This is a genomic window from Nocardia araoensis NBRC 100135, assembly GCF_000308435.1.
GTDB classification, from domain to species: Bacteria; Actinomycetota; Actinomycetes; order Mycobacteriales; family Mycobacteriaceae; genus Nocardia; species Nocardia araoensis.
The window spans coordinates 1-15,799 of the sequence record NZ_BAFR01000044.1 but is presented as its reverse complement, the minus strand read 5'-3'; the positions used below and the strand labels follow the sequence as shown (position 1 = coordinate 15,799).

The 15,799-nt window shown below is 69.8% G+C and carries 20 protein-coding genes and 1 pseudogene; 13 read left to right on the top strand and 8 right to left on the bottom strand.

The genetic code is table 11. From position 1 onward, the window contains the following. Nucleotides 1-293, bottom strand: a 293-nt coding sequence (locus ON21_RS06350; protein ID WP_039796419.1) for an NAD(P)-binding protein, incomplete at its 3' end; no start/stop codon positions are given. Nucleotides 294-362: 69 nt separating this feature from the next. Between ON21_RS06350 and ON21_RS06345 the strand changes: the two genes are divergently transcribed. The 4 genes from ON21_RS06345 to ON21_RS06330 all read left to right on the top strand — a co-directional run bounded on the left by ON21_RS06345 (nt 363) and on the right by ON21_RS06330 (nt 4,813). Beyond that, on the top strand, nt 363-1,400 hold the full coding sequence (locus ON21_RS06345; protein WP_051020406.1) for an AraC family transcriptional regulator: 1,038 nt from the start codon (nt 363-365) through the stop codon (nt 1,398-1,400). Between the two features lie 135 nt (nt 1,401-1,535). Continuing rightward, complete coding sequence (locus ON21_RS06340; protein ID WP_051020405.1) at nt 1,536-3,482, top strand: UvrD-helicase domain-containing protein; 1,947 nt, start codon at nt 1,536-1,538, stop codon at nt 3,480-3,482. A 169-nt stretch (nt 3,483-3,651) separates the two neighbouring features. Next, the gene (locus ON21_RS06335) at nt 3,652-4,041 is read left to right on the top strand and encodes a hypothetical protein (RefSeq protein WP_039796418.1); all 390 of its coding nucleotides are present in this window, start codon (nt 3,652-3,654) and stop codon (nt 4,039-4,041) included. A 43-nt stretch (nt 4,042-4,084) separates the two neighbouring features. Further along, entirely contained in the window at nt 4,085-4,813 is a 729-nt protein-coding gene (locus ON21_RS06330; protein WP_039796417.1) for a VIT1/CCC1 transporter family protein, read from the top strand. A 97-nt stretch (nt 4,814-4,910) separates the two neighbouring features. On the opposite strand, the gene ON21_RS36760 is transcribed toward ON21_RS06330, so the two are convergent. From ON21_RS36760 to ON21_RS06325, 3 genes are read right to left on the bottom strand one after another with little or no spacing between them, the layout of a single operon-like run. Further along, the gene (locus ON21_RS36760) at nt 4,911-5,084 is read right to left on the bottom strand and encodes a CsbD family protein (RefSeq protein ID WP_083880427.1); all 174 of its coding nucleotides are present in this window, start codon (nt 5,082-5,084) and stop codon (nt 4,911-4,913) included. Nucleotides 5,085-5,093: 9 nt separating this feature from the next. Then, on the bottom strand, nt 5,094-5,249 hold the full coding sequence (locus ON21_RS39205) for a DUF6131 family protein (protein ID WP_086006372.1): 156 nt from the start codon (nt 5,247-5,249) through the stop codon (nt 5,094-5,096). A 23-nt stretch (nt 5,250-5,272) separates the two neighbouring features. Then, nucleotides 5,273-5,707, bottom strand: a complete 435-nt coding sequence (locus tag ON21_RS06325; protein WP_051020404.1) for a hypothetical protein — start codon at nt 5,705-5,707, stop codon at nt 5,273-5,275. A gap of 113 nt (nt 5,708-5,820) precedes the next feature. Between ON21_RS06325 and ON21_RS06320 the strand changes: the two genes are divergently transcribed. The 5 genes from ON21_RS06320 (at nt 5,821) to ON21_RS06300 (ending at nt 9,626) form a co-directional block, all read left to right on the top strand. Then, nucleotides 5,821-6,015 (top strand): hypothetical protein, encoded by a 195-nt coding sequence (locus ON21_RS06320; RefSeq protein WP_157170737.1) that lies wholly within the window; start codon nt 5,821-5,823, stop codon nt 6,013-6,015. A 76-nt stretch (nt 6,016-6,091) separates the two neighbouring features. Continuing rightward, entirely contained in the window at nt 6,092-7,258 is a 1,167-nt protein-coding gene (locus tag ON21_RS06315; RefSeq protein WP_051020403.1) for a cytochrome P450, read from the top strand. A 164-nt stretch (nt 7,259-7,422) separates the two neighbouring features. Continuing rightward, nucleotides 7,423-7,866 carry a hypothetical protein gene (locus tag ON21_RS06310; RefSeq protein WP_039796415.1) on the top strand — a complete coding sequence of 148 codons (444 nt, stop codon included), beginning with the start codon at nt 7,423-7,425 and terminating at the stop codon, nt 7,864-7,866. Between the two features lie 3 nt (nt 7,867-7,869). Beyond that, complete coding sequence (locus tag ON21_RS06305; RefSeq protein ID WP_051020402.1) at nt 7,870-8,427, top strand: hypothetical protein; 558 nt, start codon at nt 7,870-7,872, stop codon at nt 8,425-8,427. A gap of 2 nt (nt 8,428-8,429) precedes the next feature. Then, a complete protein-coding gene (locus ON21_RS06300) occupies nt 8,430-9,626 on the top strand; it encodes an MAB_1171c family putative transporter (protein ID WP_051020401.1) in 1,197 nt (398 codons plus the stop codon). A 2-nt stretch (nt 9,627-9,628) separates the two neighbouring features. Here ON21_RS06300 and ON21_RS06295 read toward each other — a convergent pair whose 3' ends face one another. Continuing rightward, nucleotides 9,629-10,630 (bottom strand): DUF418 domain-containing protein, encoded by a 1,002-nt coding sequence (locus tag ON21_RS06295; protein ID WP_039796414.1) that lies wholly within the window; start codon nt 10,628-10,630, stop codon nt 9,629-9,631. Nucleotides 10,631-10,746: 116 nt separating this feature from the next. Between ON21_RS06295 and ON21_RS06290 the strand changes: the two genes are divergently transcribed. Both ON21_RS06290 and ON21_RS06285 read left to right on the top strand, forming a co-directional pair. Beyond that, complete coding sequence (locus ON21_RS06290; protein ID WP_051020400.1) at nt 10,747-11,238, top strand: MarR family winged helix-turn-helix transcriptional regulator; 492 nt, start codon at nt 10,747-10,749, stop codon at nt 11,236-11,238. Next, complete coding sequence (locus ON21_RS06285; RefSeq protein ID WP_039796413.1) at nt 11,235-11,615, top strand: DUF5313 family protein; 381 nt, start codon at nt 11,235-11,237, stop codon at nt 11,613-11,615. The genes ON21_RS06290 and ON21_RS06285 overlap by 4 nt, the downstream gene beginning before the upstream one ends. Before the next feature lie 110 nt (nt 11,616-11,725). Here ON21_RS06285 and ON21_RS06280 read toward each other — a convergent pair whose 3' ends face one another. Next, complete coding sequence (locus ON21_RS06280; protein WP_373281106.1) at nt 11,726-12,817, bottom strand: calcium:cation antiporter; 1,092 nt, start codon at nt 12,815-12,817, stop codon at nt 11,726-11,728. A gap of 129 nt (nt 12,818-12,946) precedes the next feature. Beyond that, the gene (locus ON21_RS06275) at nt 12,947-13,342 is read right to left on the bottom strand and encodes a nitroreductase/quinone reductase family protein (RefSeq protein ID WP_039796421.1); all 396 of its coding nucleotides are present in this window, start codon (nt 13,340-13,342) and stop codon (nt 12,947-12,949) included. A 513-nt stretch (nt 13,343-13,855) separates the two neighbouring features. Between ON21_RS06275 and ON21_RS06270 the strand changes: the two genes are divergently transcribed. Together ON21_RS06270 and mmuM are read left to right on the top strand one after the other, a co-directional pair. After that, nucleotides 13,856-14,518 (top strand): phosphate signaling complex PhoU family protein, encoded by a 663-nt coding sequence (locus tag ON21_RS06270; RefSeq protein WP_039796420.1) that lies wholly within the window; start codon nt 13,856-13,858, stop codon nt 14,516-14,518. A 25-nt stretch (nt 14,519-14,543) separates the two neighbouring features. Further along, nucleotides 14,544-15,455, top strand: a complete 912-nt coding sequence (gene mmuM, locus ON21_RS06265) for a homocysteine S-methyltransferase (RefSeq protein ID WP_169332676.1) — start codon at nt 14,544-14,546, stop codon at nt 15,453-15,455. Between the two features lie 29 nt (nt 15,456-15,484). On the opposite strand, the pseudogene ON21_RS06260 reads toward mmuM, so the two are convergent. Then, nucleotides 15,485-15,799 (bottom strand): annotated as a pseudogene (locus ON21_RS06260) (RNA polymerase sigma factor); the annotation flags it as partial.

The window sequence follows — 15,799 nt, the reverse complement described above, 5'->3', positions numbered from 1 at the left end:
TTCTCGCTCGCGGTCTCGGCGATGTAGCGCAGGATCGATGGGCCGTCCGCGATCGACTTGGCGTCGCGCCACGGCTTGAACGGGTAGCCGAGGGTGAACATGTCGGAATCCGAGCGGATGCCCGGGTAGCGAAACAGATCCCAGGTGCCGCCCAGCGTTTCGCGGGCCTCCAGGACGGCGTAGGACTTGCCTTCGCACTCGGTCTGCAACCGGTAGGCAGCGCCGACACCGGACAGGCCTGCGCCGACGATCACGACATCGAGGTGTTCCGGTGCTACCGCGGTCTCCGTCATGTCTCCAGTGTGCGAGCCGAGGCCGCCGCTTCCTTGACTTTGCGCGACAACTATTTGATTCTGAACGACATGTCGGTGATCCGATCCGCGGGATTGCGCGGCTTTCGCGCGACCGTGGCCGAACTCGGCGGCGACGCCGAGGCGCTGGCCACGGCTTGCGGCCTGCCGGTGGCCGCCCTGGACACCGACGACCTGCTCGTGCCCGACGAGCGCGTCGCCGCCGTCCTGGAGCTGGCCGCGCACCAGCTGCGCTGCCCCGACCTGGGCCTGCGGATCTCCCAGCGGCAGGATCTGGACATGCTCGGCCCGCTCGCGCTGGCCATCCGGAATTCGCCGTCGCTGGCCGACGTGCTCGAGTGCTCGGCGCGGTATCTGTTCCTGCACGCGCGGTCGCTGAGCCTGACGCTGGAGCCGGACCCCTACGGAGATCGCGGCGTGATCGCGCTGCGCTACGGGGTGCGGCCGGGACGCCCGACCCCCGTCCAGGGCACCGACCTGGGCTTGGCATTCGTGCATCGCACCATTCAGCGCTTGGTGGACGACCGATACGGGTTGCGCTCGGTCGAGCTGCCCTATCGACCGGAGGCGGCGGTCGCCGGTTACGAGGAATTCTTCGGCGCCCCGGTGCGGATCGAGCGGCCGTTCGCGGCGCTGCGCCTGCCGAGCAGCCTCGCGGGCAGGCCGCTCACCGGCGGTGACGAGAACCTGCACCGGCTGGCGATGGCCTTCCTCGCCGAGCAGTCCGGTACCGCGACCGCGGCGCTCGCCCCGCAGGTGCGCGCCGCGGTCCAACAGCTGCTCGGCACGTCCGCGCCCGAGATATCGGCGGTGGCACGGCTGCTCACGGTGCACCCGCGCACCTTGCAACGACGTCTCGCCGCCGAGCGCACCTCGTTCGCCGCGATCCTGGACGAGGTCCGCCGGGACGCGGCGCGGCGGTATCTGACCACGACGGACATGCCGATGAGCCAGGTCGCCTCGCTGATCGGACTGTCCGAGCAGGCGACTTTCACCCGCTGCGCCCGAAGATGGTGGGGCACAACGCCTACCGTTCTGCGACGCACGGAAGCACACGAAAGATCCCAGCAGCACGACACTTTCGGGTGACATCTCGACAACGGTCCGGTGTCCGATCCGCCCGTTTCGATAACGGTTGCCCCCGAGACCCTTCGGCTCGTTCCCTTACCGGCGCGGTGTCTTTACCGTCGAAGACGGGGTAGGTGTGCACCGGAAGGGGACTCCATGAACACCTGGCTTTCGCGTGTCACGGACACGCTGACCCACATCTCCGGCCTGACATCGTTCCAGCGCACCTTTCTCGCCGACGCGCTGGCCGAGCCGGGCCGATACCTGCTCGTCCACCGGAATCCGGAGCGCCTGCCCGCTGACCACGCCCATGCGCTGCTGGCCTGCGGCACCGGGCTTTTCGCGTTGCGGTTCGCCGAGGGCGTCCCGGCCGAACTGGACGACATCCGCCGCGATGTCGAGACTCGTTTCGGCAGATTGCAGTTCGGGCGGGAGAAGCTCGTCGCCCACGACGTGCAGCTCGTCCTGCTCGTGCCCAGCGGAGTGCGCGTGCGCGAGGACGGCCGGTTCGCCGTGGCCGGGCCAGGCGAACTCGATCGAGTGATCCGCGCACGGCAGCGGCACCTGCGACCCACCCGGGTACAGGCCATCGCGAACACCGTGGCCCACCAGTCGGCCCGCGACTACGACCTGCTCGAGCTCGACGAAACGACGCGGGGCGTACCGGAACCGGCGCTGCTCGACCGGTCGGAAGTGCTTGCGCCGCAGCGGGACGCGGCGCTGGGGATGCCGTTCCAGCACTGGATGACGTTTCTGGATCCGGAACAGGAAGTCCTGGTCACGCGCAAGTACACCGGCCCAGCCCGGCTGACCGGCCCGGCGGGCACCGGGAAGACCGTCGTGGCGCTGCACCGAATGGCCAGGCAGGCGAAGCGATCCACCGGCCGTCAGCTGTACACGACGTTTGTGAAGACGCTCGCGAACTGCCAGGAGACCTACTTCCGCAGGCTCGCGCCGGGAACCGAGAGCCGCGTCCGGTTCGCCGGCCTGCATGCCTGGGCCCTGGACTTCCTCGCACAGCGGATCGCGGCGCCGAAACTCGACCCGCACGGAGCCGACCGCGTGTTCGCCCGGGTCTGGGAGCGGGCGCGAGCCGACTTCGAGGACATCGAGCCGCACGAGAGCTATTGGCGGGAGGAGATCGACCGGGTGATCAAGGGGCGCGAGATCGATGATCTGGACGTCTATCAGCGTGCGGACCGGTACGGGCGCAACGGCGTTCGTCTCGACGACGGCCGGCGCGCCGACGTGTGGCGCAAACTGTACGTGCCGTACGTGAGCGAGATGCGCGAGCGGGGCATCTCCGATTACAGCGACGTCATCGCCATCGCGCTGGCCGAGATCCGCAACGAACCGCTGTCCGAGCCCTATGACGCGGTCGTCGTCGACGAGGTGCAGGACATCACGCTGGCCGGGCTGCGGCTTGCCCACGCCATCGCGGGCGGCAACGGGTCGAGTCCGCTGCTCCTGCTCGGCGACGGCCAGCAGCAGGTGTACGCCGGGGGCTGGCGTATGGCCGACGCGGGCATCGACCTGCGCGGCCGCGGCGAGGTCCTGCGGGTGAACTACCGCAACCGCCGCCGCGTCTGGGAGAACGCCGCGGGCATCGATGCGGTGGACGAGCTCGGCGATTTCGACGACGCGCCCGGCGTGCCGCTGCGCGATGCCGACGTCATCCTGCCCGACGGCGTGGTGCGGATCTGGCGCGGACCCGATCACTACCTGGAGGCCGCGCTGGTCGACGGTATCCGCGGATGCGGGAAGCCGTTGTCGGACATCGCCGTACTCACCCGGACGCGGCACGAGGCCGTACGGCTCGCCGGCGCGCTGGACGCTGTCGGCATCGCGACACTGCCCCTGGAGGACTACGACGGGACGCCGCACGCGGCGGTCAAGGTCGGCACGGTGCACCGCGCCAAGGGGCTCGACTTCGCGGCCGTGTTCCATCCGACCTGGCCGGTCGACGCGCGATCGCGCACCGGCGCGGGACGCGAACGAGCCGAACTCGCCGACCGGCAGAAGCTCGTGGCGATCACCAGGGCGCGGGACTACGCCTGGATCGGCATTCGGGACGACCGTTCGGAGATCCAGCCCGGCCGGTAGCGCCAGGGCGATCGGACGGGTCCGTGCCCAGCGGCGAGGCCGGACATGATCAACCACCCCACGACGGCGACAACCTGCCGCTCAGCGCGATCGAAGGGCGGTCCGAATCGCCACTGGGAAGGCGCGATCGGGCCGCTAGACTCTCCGATCGACTGGGAAGGGGGCCGCGATGGACGCGGTTATCAAGGAGGTCGCCGAGGAGGGCAAGCGGCTGATCGACCGTGCCTGGCTCGGCGAGCTCAGCCGCGACCAAGCGGTGCACATGTTCGTCCAGGTCGGTGACGGCATGGTGCGCTACGAGACGGCGCTGACCATCATCGACGACGGTGTGCAACGGCTGGCCGCCAACGCCAGGCGGCTGCGGATCCTGCGCTGGTGCGCGGTGCTGGAGTTCCCGGTGTTCGGCGCCTTCGCCGTACTGTCGGTGCTGGTCGGGGATTTCACCACCGCCGGACTCTCCGTGCTGTTCCTGCTGATCTTGCAGATCATCCACCGCACGATGCTGCCGCATCCCCAAGCGGTGCCCCGCCAACCCCGCACGCAGCCGTCCGGGCAGTAGTGGTTCCCGCCCGCGCCCGACGGTGGAGATTAGTGTGCGTTCCATGGAACGCAGGACCGACGCCTCCGGCGCACATCCGCACGAGCCGCACGGCAACGGCTGGGCCTCCAAACTCAACTGGCTGCGCGCTGGCGTGCTCGGCGCCAACGACGGCATCGTGTCCACCGCCGGTCTGGTCGTCGGCGTCGCCGCGGCGACCACCGACACACCGGCCTTGTTCACCGCGGGCATCGCGGGCCTGTCGGCGGGAGCGATCTCCATGGCGGTGGGCGAGTACGTCTCGGTCAGCACGCAGCGCGATGCCGAGCGGGCCTTGCTGGCGAAAGAGCGCAGGGAGCTGCGCGACGAGCCGGATTACGAACTGACCGAACTGACCGGGATCTACCGGGCCAAGGGGCTGACGGCCGAAACCGCGCGCAAGGTCGCCGAAGAGCTCACCGCGCACGACGCGTTCACCGCGCACGCGGAGGCGGAACTGGGCCTGAATCCCGCCGAGCTGACCAACCCCTGGCAGGCGGCGTTCTCGTCGGCGGTGGCCTTCACACTCGGCGCGCTGCTGCCGTTGCTGGCCATCCTGCTGCCGCCGGTCACGGCGCGGATTCCGGTGACGTTCGCGGCCGTGCTCGCCGCGCTCGCGCTCACCGGGTCGGTCAGTGCCCGGTTGGGTGGCGCCCCCCGCGGCCGCGCGGTGGTCCGGGTGGTGGTCGGCGGCGCGCTCGCGATGGCCGTCACCTACGGCATCGGACAGCTCGCCGGCGTCGCCGGAGTCTGACTCGCACGCGCGGATTCGCTCGTGCCCTTCCAGAGAACACGCCGGTGCCGGGCGAAGGCCGACGGCCTTCGCCCGGCACCGGCGTAGCGGTGGGCGGTCAGCGCTTGAACGCGTCCCGCAGTTTGTCCCCGGCGCGTTTCAGATTGCCGCGGGCCTGCTCCCGCCGCCCCGCGGCCTCCAGCCGGGAGTTACCGGTCGCTCGGCCGACGAATTTCTTCACGCTGCCCCTGGTCGCTTGCACTTGGTGCGCGAGGCGATCTTCGAACTTCATGCGGAATCCCTAGTAATACCAGCGGCGGCCACCGACCGGACGACCCACCGAACCGGCCACCAGCAGCACGAGCCCGATGATCAGCACGATGATGCCCGCGGTGGTGAGCAGCCCGATGCCGAGCAGCCAGCCCAAGACCAGGAGGATGAGGCCGAGAATGATCATTGTCGTATTCCTTTTCTTCTCAATTATTTCGCGGTCACGGGTTTCGAGGTCGAGACCGTGGCGCCGCGATCGGTGCGGGCAGTACCCGAGCCGCGTGTGCGCAACCACCGCCGCCAAGACGGTTCCTGCGGTGCCTGCGCCGCCGGTGCGGTAGTGTCCGCCGCCAGATCACGCCGTACCGCCGCCATCTCGCGGCGCGACCGTGCGAGTTCACGACGCGCCACCACGCCGCGGCGGGTGACCCGCCAGGCGCCGGACAGGACCAGGGCCAGTCCGAGCATCCCGATCGCGCCGAGCGTGATTCCGTAACCGAACAGCGCTCCGGCGGAACCGTGGAAGTGATAGTCGAAAACCGAGAAATCGCTCGTCAGTTGCTGAGCGGGGCCGGTGTTGCCCACTACGGCGGCAACTCCGATGATCACGGCCGCGATCAAGGCGACGAGCCCGATGATGATCATGGCAATCCCTGTTGCGTCGAGTCGTTTGACAACTCCGCTATTCCCGGGGTCCCCGCGATCAAACGGGACAGAAAAGAAAGTTTGACCGTGTGGAATCGGTCAAAGCGATTTACATGACGTACACGGTTACTCTGCACAACGTTACCCGGGAGTCCGCCTCGGCGATCGAATCGTCACTGCGCGGTGTCAACGGCATCGATTCCGTCGACATCGACGTGACCTCGGAGCGCGCCCTCGTGAACTCGACCACGCTCACCTACGGTGAGGTCCTCGACGCGATCCGGCAGACCGGAGCCGCCGCCTCCTGATCGGCGCGCCCCGCGCCCACCGGCAGACCTGGGCAGCGGCCCCGATTCCCGCGAATCGGTGCGGGATGATGACGGAGTGACGGATGTGTTCGACTCCGACTTCGCCCGGAACCCGTGGCCCACGCTCGAGCGCCTGCGCATCGACGGGGGCGTGCACCGCGTTCGCACGCCCGACGGGCCACCGGCCTGGCTGGTGACGCGCTACCGGGATGTCAGGGCCGGGCTGCTGGATGAGCGGCTGTCCACCCGGGCCCGGTACGCGAAGGGAGACGACTACCGGGGTTTCCCGGTGCCGCCGCCACTGGACGTGATGCTGAGCGCCGCGCCGGCCGATCACGCACGGCTGCGCAGCCTGGTGACCGCCGAGCTGTCGCCACGCCGGTTGTCCGAGTGGACCGAGCGCGCGCCCGCACTGGTGGATTCGCTCCTGCACGACCACGATCCGGGCGAGACCGTCGATCTCGTCCAACGACTCGCGGTGCCGCTTCCCGCAGCCGTACTGGCCGAACTCCTCGGCCTCGACAACCCCACCGCCGAACGCCTTCGCCGCTGGGCGAACTCGACTTTGCTGCCGTCGGCATCGCCACCACGCGCCCGGGACACCCTCGCCACCATGCTCGCGATCATCGCGGACGCCTCCGCGCGGGCGCGGCATGCCGACACCGCACTCGGGCGCTGGGCGAGCGCCCGCCTGTCCTCCGGATCGCCGACCGGTGACGAGCTCACCGGCCTGCTGTTCTACCTGCTGTTCGTCTGGTACGAAGTGCTCGCCGACCTGATCGCCGGTTCCGTGCTCGTCTTGCTCGGCCGCCCGGATCAGTGGCGAGCCTGGCATGCCTTGGACGACAAGCAATCCGCCGTCGACGAACTGCTGCGATTCCTCTCCCCGCAGGTACTGGCCGGACCGCGCTTCGCGACCACCGACCTGGCCGTCGGCGACACGACGATCCCCGCCGGGCAGACGGTACTGCTGTGCCTGGCCTCGGCCAACCGCGATCCCGGAATCTTCGAGCGCCCAGCGGAACTGGACCTCACCAGAGACCGCACGGACCAGCTCGCGCTCGGCTACGGCGTGCACGCCTGCTTGGGCAACGCGCTGGTACGCACCATCACCGCGGCCGCCATCGATCACGTCCGCACCCGGTGGCCGGATGCGGCGCTCGCGGTGGACGAACGAGAGATCGACTGGCGCTCCGGTTTCCGCCATCGCGGACCACTGGCGCTGCCGGTGAAACTCCGATGAGATGGGGCGAGCGACGATGATCGCCCCACCTGCTACCGCTCTGGTGCCGGGCCTCTCGCGGTCGGAAACCCCTCCGGGGACGACCACACCGGCATGCGCCGACGGAGCAGGGACGAGTATGATCTACGCCACACACCCTGTCAACAACAGGAGACACAGCCGTTATGGGGGACGACTTACACCCGTTCACACGGGCTCTCAACACGCTCATCAACGGAATGCACCCGCCCACGGGCAAAGACGGGCGGACGCAGGAGATCACGCATCGAGCGCTGGCCGAGGACATCCACCGCACCACCGGAGCGCGCCTGTCCGCCAACTACCTCTGGAAGCTGCGCACCGGGCAGGCGGTGAACCCGTCCTACGAGACCCTGGAGGTGTTCCGCGGTTACTTCGGTCTCGACAGCCTCGACCCGTTCACCGACCCGCGACTGGCGACGGCGCGCGGCAGCGAACTGGCGTTGATCAACGCGCTCAAGGGAAATGCCGAGCACGAGGTGCTCGAACTGGTGCTGCGCGACGGGCTGCAACAGGGTACGGTCCGCGCTGAATCGGTGCTGGCGATGCTGGACATCCTGCGGCGCATCGAGAACGAGCAAGACGAGTGAGCGATGCGGATCGCGGCTTGGAGCAGGGACGGAGGTGACCGGCCGGTGCTGGATCGTCGCCGACTGCGCAGGGAACTGCGGGCCATGGGTCTGCCCGGCCGGTTCACCGTCGGCGAGCTGGCCGAGGCCGTCGCCGAGCGTCGCGCCCGTCCGCTGCGGTTGCGCCCGGAGAACTTCCCGGTCACCGGGCTCACCGGCGGCCTGCTGGTCACCGATGCCATCGATTTCATCGCCTATCAGAGCAACACCTCGAAGGTGCATCAGGACCACATCGTCTGTCACGAACTCGGCCATCTGCTCGCCGGTCACCGCACCGTCGATGTTCGCGGCGCGGAAGCGGTGCGGCTGCTCGCGCCGAACATCGACCCCGCGGTCGTGCGGCGCATGCTCGGGCGCACCAGCTACGCGCATCCGCAGGAGCGCGAGGCCGAACACATCGCGAACATGCTGATGGCCGACCACATCACGCAGTGGACGGCACGGGAGGAGTGGGTCCTGCCCGATTCCGCGCCGGTCACCGCACGCAGACTGCTGGACGCACTGGGGCCGGGGCGAGCCTGAGCATGTGGTTCGCGCTGGTGTACGGCGGCGTCGGCGTCTTCGCGTCCGCGGCGTTCCTGTGGCGGACCGGTCTGGCCTTGCGCAACCCGGGCAGTCCCGCTCGCTGGGCGGTGGCGTTCGCCATCCTCGCGGCGGCCATCGGGTTCGAAGCGGCGGTGCCGCGGACCTACACCTGGATCGATGACGTCTCCGGCGTGCCCAATCTGGCGTCGCTGGTGGTGTACGGGGCGATCGCGAGCGCGGTGCTCGCCCAAGTGGTCTGGACCGGATTCATGGTGGCGGACCGGGAACCGGACGCGGGCGCGGCGCGGCGCGTGCTCGTCCTGCCGGTGCTGGCGCCCGCGGTGCTGACGGCGCTGTTCGCGGTGGCGCCGGTGCACGACGAGAGTCATCCCACCGACTTCGACGACCACTACGCGAAAGTTCCACTGGCGTGCGCCTTTCTCGGCGTCTACCTCGCCGTGTACTCCGCTGCGCTGATCCGCATCGTCGTGCTGTGCCTGCGATGGATGGGTGAGGTCGACCGGATCTGGTTACGCCGCGGCCTGCGGCTGCTCGCGCTCGGCAGCACCATCGCGCTCGGCTACAGCGCGGGCAAGCTGATCTCGATCGTCGGGGCATGGTCCGGCATCGACCTGCGCCGCCTCAGCACCGACATCGCGCCCGCGTTCGCGAGCCTGGGCGCGACCCTCATGCTGATCGGCTACCTGGCCCCCTCGCTCGCGCCATGGCTGCTGCACACCACCGCCCGGCTGCGGGCGCTGCCGCGGCTGCGCCCGCTGTGGCTGGCCCTACGCGAAGTGGATCCGGAACTGGCGCATCCGCCGGACCGGCGCGGTGCGGCGGCACGAGACCGGGTGTATCGCAGGGTGATCGAGATACGGGACTGGCTGTTGCGGTTGCGGCCGCATCTGTCCGCCGAGGCCGTGGCGGTCGCCGAGCGCTTGGCGAGCGAACTGGCGATCCCGGGACGCGACAGAGCCGCCGCGATCGAGGCCGCGCGCATCGCCGCGGCACTGCGGTCGCACCGGCTCGGCCTGCCGCCCACGGGCGAAGACCAGTCGTTCCGCGAACCGAGTCAACCCACACTGGCCGCCGAGCTGGCCTGGCTCGTCGAGGTCGCCGTCCAATTCGACACGGGGCCTTTGACTTCCGCGACGCTGGCCGAGCTGGAGAACACCGGCGATCCAGCGCGCTGAATTCAGTACGGGCGGCTGGGCACCCGCGTCCGCCGGATCGGCACCACCATCCACCAGGTGACGCAGCGCCACGCCCATTCCAGCGGGCCGTGCTCGAAGAACCGCAACCACACCGCACTGCATACCGCCTGCGCCACGATGATCCCGACCGCCAACCCGAGTACCGCCGCGTAGCTCCCGGAGCCGGGCAGGCCGAGACGCGGTGCGGCGAGCAGGATCACCGCGGTGGCGGTGACATAGTTCGTCAACGCCAGGCGACCCAGCGGACGCAACACCTCCGCCAGCACCTGGCCGGGCTCGATGCGCAGCAACAGCAGCAGCCCCGTGACATAGGCCAGCGCACCCAGCAGACCCGCGACAGCCACGGCGGGAGTGGACCACAGTTCCAGATACGGTATGCGGTATTCCCACCGGCCCGCCACTACCGCGGCGGGCACGGCGAGGGCGAAGACCGCGGCGATCTGCCAGCCCCGCTCATCGAGGGTGTCCACGATCCCGGCGCGCGCGGTGGCCAGACCGAGCAGGAACAACCCCGGCGTCAGGGCCAGCCCGCCGCCGAGCGCCAGCGCGACGCCGAAGGTGCCTGCCAGCCCCGCCGAGAGCAGAACCCAGTTCGGCAGCGTCGAGGCGGGCAGCAGGATCGCCAACCCGACCAGCGCGTACGGGAGCAGTACCTCACCCGGCTGGAACTGCTGATGGACCAAGCCGATCACCCCGAGTGCGAGCAAGCGGCGGATCAGGACAAGCCCTGGGCGCTCGCTCCGCTCCGCGGCACTGTCCAGCAGCAAGGCGAAGCCGACCCCGAACAGGAACGCGAAGATCGGGAAGAACCGTCCCTCGAACACCACCGACAACGCGTGCCGGACCGGTAGCACCACGCCCGATTCGTCCGTCGCCGGGATGTCGGTGATCCGCCAGATGTTCACCACGAGCATGCCGCACAGCGCGAAACCACGAACCGCGTCGAGTTCCTGGATTCGTGGCGGACCGGCGTCATGGTGCATGCATCTCACGGTATCCAGCGACGGCCCCGACGCCGGGATCTCGCGCCGAGATGTCGCCCACATTGATTAACGCACTAACTATTCATGCGCTAACTTGGAGGCGACAAGCGGGACCGATGGATACCGAGATCGAGGATCCGCTGCGCCTGGACCGGCAGGTGTGCTTCGCGCTGGCCGTGGCCAATCGCGCGGTGCTGGCCGTCTACCGCCCGCTGCTCGAACCGCTCGGGCTCACCCACCCGCAGTATCTGGTGATGCTCGCGCTCTGGGGTGAGGCGCCGATGTCGGTCAAAGCCATCGCCGAGGCCATCCAGCTCGACTCCCCCACGCTGTCCCCCCTGCTCAAGCGCCTCGAAGCCGCCGGGCTGATCAGCCGCGAACGCGACAGCCGGGACGAGCGCAACCTGGTGGTGAACCTGACCCCGGCCGGAGCCGCCCTGCGCGCCGAGGCCGAGCGGATACCACCCGCCGTCGTGCAGCGCCTCGGCGTGACCCTGGCCGATCTCGAGCAGTTGCGCGAAGTCCTCACCCGGGTGAACGAGGCGGCCCGCCGGTCGGTGCTCGCCGAGCCCGACGCCCCGACCCCCAACCGAGGAGCCCGGTCATGACCAGAGAGCGACGACGGCCCGGTCCGATCCAGTGGATCGGCTACGCCTTCGGCCGCCGCCTGCCCGATTCGATGCGCGATTGGGTGCGCGACGATTTGACCGGCAGGTTCGCCGCCACCCGGCACGTACTGCGCGGAATGGTGCCGTTCACTCCGCTGTTCGCGGTGTTCCTGCTCTTCCCCGGCGAATTGTGGCTGCGCGGCGCGATGGTCCTGCTGGCGCTGCTGCTGGCGCTGTTCTACACCGTCGCCTTCATGCCGATGAACCGGGCGCACCGGCTCGCGAAGCACGGCTTGCCCGCGGATCTGGAGAACCCGCGGCGAGCCCAGCGCCGAGCGCTGGAACGAGCCAGGTACGCGGCCCAGCACCCGCACTGAGCGGTAGGCGGTTACCGAACGCGGCTGGGGCGGACCGGTCCCCCGCCTTCGCGCCGCTACCGGCGCACCGATTCGGCGGTGGCCGCGTCGGCGCTCACCTGAGCCGCCCGCTATGGGCTGGCGGCGAGGCCGACGAACGCGGCGAACACGGCCAGATGGACGCCGCCCTGCAGCAGCGTCGCCCGTCCCGGAACGATCGTCAGGCCGCCGACCACGACGGTCAGGGCCAGCAGCACCATCTGCGTCGCTCCCAAGCCGAGTACCAGAGGCCCATCCAGCCAGATGCTGGCCACGGCGATCGCCGGAATGGTGAGGCCGATGCTCGCCATGGCCGAACCGAGCGCCAGATTGAGACCGATCTGCACCTGGTCGCGGCGCGCGGCCCGTACCGCGGCGATCGTCTCGGGCAGCAGCACCAACAATGCGATCACCACACCGACCGCCGATTGCGGCAGGCCCGCCGACTGGACCGCCGATTCGACGGCGGGCGAGACCACCTTCGCCAGCCCCACCACGCAGACCAGAGCGACCAGCAGCAGGCCGAGGCTGGTGACGGCGTCGCGCGCGGTGGGCGGCTCGGCGTGCTCGTCGTCCTCCGCGACGACGCCGTCCGCCTCGACCGGCAGGAAGTCGTCCGGATGCCGCACCGTCTGCACCATCACGAACAAGCCGTACAGCGCGAGCGAGGCCACCGCGGCGAAGGCCAGCTGCGCGGGCGAGAATTCCGGACCGGGCTTGCTCGTGGTGAAGGTCGGCAGCACGAGGCTGAGCGTGGCCAGCGTCGCCACGGTGGCCAGCGCCGCACCGGTGCCTTCCGCGTTGAACACCGCCACGCGCCTGCGCAAGGCGCCCACCAGCAGGCAGAGACCGAAGATGCCGTTGCAGGTGATCATGGCCGCGGCGAAGACCGTGTCGCGGGCAAGGGTCGCCGTCTTGTCGCCGCCCTGGGTCATCAGCGTGAGAATGAGCGCGACTTCGATCACGGTCACCGCGACGGCCAGCACCAGCGACCCGAAGGGCTCGCCGACACGGCGCGCGACCACCTCCGCGTGATGAACCGCCGAGAGCACCGCCCCGATCAACGCCACCACCACTATCGTCACCGCGACACCGGGCAGACTCCGGCCCCAAGTCGCCACGAGGGCGACAACAGCGAGCAGTGGTACGAGCACAGTCCAACGGGCGATCAACAGACGGAACATGCCCACCATATTCCCAGCAAACCGCCCGCATCCCGATGGTGATCCCGCGAGTGGCACATGGCTGCGGCGAATCGCGAGAGGGACGCACGATGGTGCGCCACTCACAGACCGAGACGGGATGCGGCGGGTTCAGTCGTCGAGGTCGATGCGCACTGTGAGGAGGTCGGTGCCGACCAATCGGACGGCGGCGCTGTTGGCGCGCGGCAAGGCGGCCAGGCGGGCGCGCGGGTCGTCGTCGGGCAGCAAGTGCGCGGTACCGGTGTGCCAGCGGCCGTGCAGCCGCAGCCGGACCCGGTTGTCCGCCTTGATGTTCCGTACGTACTGCGAACGCTCGCCGAACTCGGAGACCAACCAGAATTCCCGCCCGATTCTCCGTCCACCGATCGGAGTGACCCGCGGCTGCCCGCTGACCCGGCCGGTGGTCTCGAGAAGCGTCTGGCCGGGCAGCGTACTGAGGATCGGATTGCCCAATCGGCGCTGGAACGTCGTCACCACCCGATGCTGGATATCGCGCAAGTTCGGCATGCCGCGACCGTAACACCGGGCGCACCCGTCGGCGGGCTTGGCGACGTGCGCGATTCGGGCGTTCACCAGGGCACCAACGGGCGCGCGATGGACCATGTCGGCCACAGGCACCGGAACGCAAACGCCCACCCGTCGTGTCGCGCAGTATCGACCGTCCGCGCCGCCGCACCGGGTCCGGTCGGGGCACGCGATGAGCAACCGGGCGAGGAGCCGTGCGCCGCAACAGCACATTGTGATGCGCGTCATAAATGTCCGGGCGGGCAAGGCATCTCCCGATCCCCTCGACCCGCACACATTCGCGAATGCCACCCTGCGTTGCGCGCCGGTCCGCCGCAATGCCGTTCCGGACGCGAGAACAACGGCGCGACCAGCACTTCCCCGTCCATCGCCCAGCGCGGCGATCGCGAGAGCCCCGGCGCTCACCCGCGCGACGGCGCGCCGAGGCGATGTCTTCACCGAGGAACATCCGGCAAGGAATCGACCCCACCCCGATCGATAGGTGAGAATTTGGCGGTGCGCACCCAGTTCACTGCCGAGCTCATCGCGTTGACCAATGATCTGACGCAGATGTGCACGCTGGCCCACGACGCCGTCGAGCGTGTCACCGACGCGCTCGTCGACGCCGACCTCACCGCAACCTACGAGGTCTTCGCGCTCGACGAGCAGTTGCAGAAGATGTACGGCGCGTGCGAGGCGCGCACCGTGGTCCTGCTCGCCTTACAGGCGCCGGTGGCCCGCGACCTGCGGCACGTGGTGACCGCGATCCAGATCGCCGGTGAACTGTCCCGCATCGGGTGGCTCGCCAGCCGGGTCGCCGATCAGGTATACCGGAGCCACCCCGGACACGCTGCCGAGCAACCCATCCAGGACATCCTCGCCGCGATGGGCAAGCTGGCGGCCGAGCGCACGGCCTTGGCCGGACGAGCGGTCGCCGGTCAGCACCCGCTGCCGGAGGAGGAGACGCCCGCGGACCGCTCGATGGAAACGCTGCACCAGCAGTTGCATTCCGCGCTGCGCGATCCTGCCTCCCAGCCGCCCACCGCGGTAGCGATCGATATCGCGCTGCTGGGGCATCACCTGGAACGCTGCGCCGATCACACCGCGCGCATCGAGCGGCTCATCCGTTTCCTCGACACCGGGGTCCCGCCGACCGCCCAGCCCACCGACGACGAGTGACTCCGCGTTCTACAGTGGAGCCGTGCTGTTCGACCCCGCGGCGGGGCCACTGATCTCGGACGGCGGATTGGCCACCGAGCTGCAGGCGCGCGGCCACGACCTGTCCGACGCGCTGTGGTCGGCCCGCCTGCTGGTGGACGATCCCGCCGCGATCCGGTCCGTGCACGAGGCCTATTTCCGGGCGGGCGCCGACATCGCGACCACCGCGACCTACCAGGCTTCCTTCGAAGGTTTCGCGGAGCGCGGGCTCAGCAGGGCGCAGACGGTGCGGCTCTGGCGGCGCGGTGTGGCACTGGCCCGTGCGGCATGTGACGCATGGGCCGATGATCGGCGCCGCTGGGTCGCCGCCTCGATCGGCCCCTACGGCGCCTCGCTGGCGGACGGATCGGAATACCGTGGCCGGTATGGGCGCACCGTGGCCGAACTGCGGGCCTGGCATCGACCGCGCATGGAGGTGCTCAGGGAGGCGGGCGCCGACCTGCTCGCCCTGGAGACCGTTCCGGACGTCGACGAAGCCGAAGCGCTGGTCGACGTGGTGAACGATCTCGGCGTGCCCGCCTGGCTGAGCTACACCGTCGACCGTGCGCGCACCCGGGCCGGGCAACCGCTCGCCGACGCCTTCGCGGTGGCCGCGGGCTCGGAGTCGATCGTCGCGATCGGCGTCAACTGCTGCGCGCCCGCCGATGTCGCCGCCGCGGTCGAACTCGCCGCCCGCACCGGGAAACCGGTGGTCGTCTACCCGAACAGCGGTGAGGGTTGGGATGCGGCGCGCCGCCGCTGGACCGGCCCCGCACGATTCGCACCGGGACAAGCCCGGGACTGGTTCGCCCGCGGCGCACGGATCATCGGCGGATGCTGCCGTGTCGGCCCCGCGGAGATCGCCCGCCTGGCAACAGAACTACGGGGCACCCCGCCCGGCGCGGAAACACCGGGCTGATCGCTCATCGGCCGGACGACGCGGCCGGTTCACGTCTCCTCGAGCATGGGGAAACGACCGGAACCGAGCAGCCCCGCGATCGCGTCCATCTTCGCCTGCGGCGCGGCGTAGTCGGGGTGGGCGCGCAGCACCGACGCCGCGTCGTGCAGCCGGATCATCTGCCGTTCGGCCTCGGCCGCGGTGCGTCCGCCCGCGCTGACGGGGTGGCGCGCGTACACCGGGCGGCTCCGGTCGATTCGTCCCAGGGCGAGGGCTTTGTCCACGCGTCGCGAGCAGCGGCAGAACGCTGCGGGGTCGACCAGGCCGCAGGTCGCGTTCAGGAAATCGCCGAGCCGTTTCTTGGC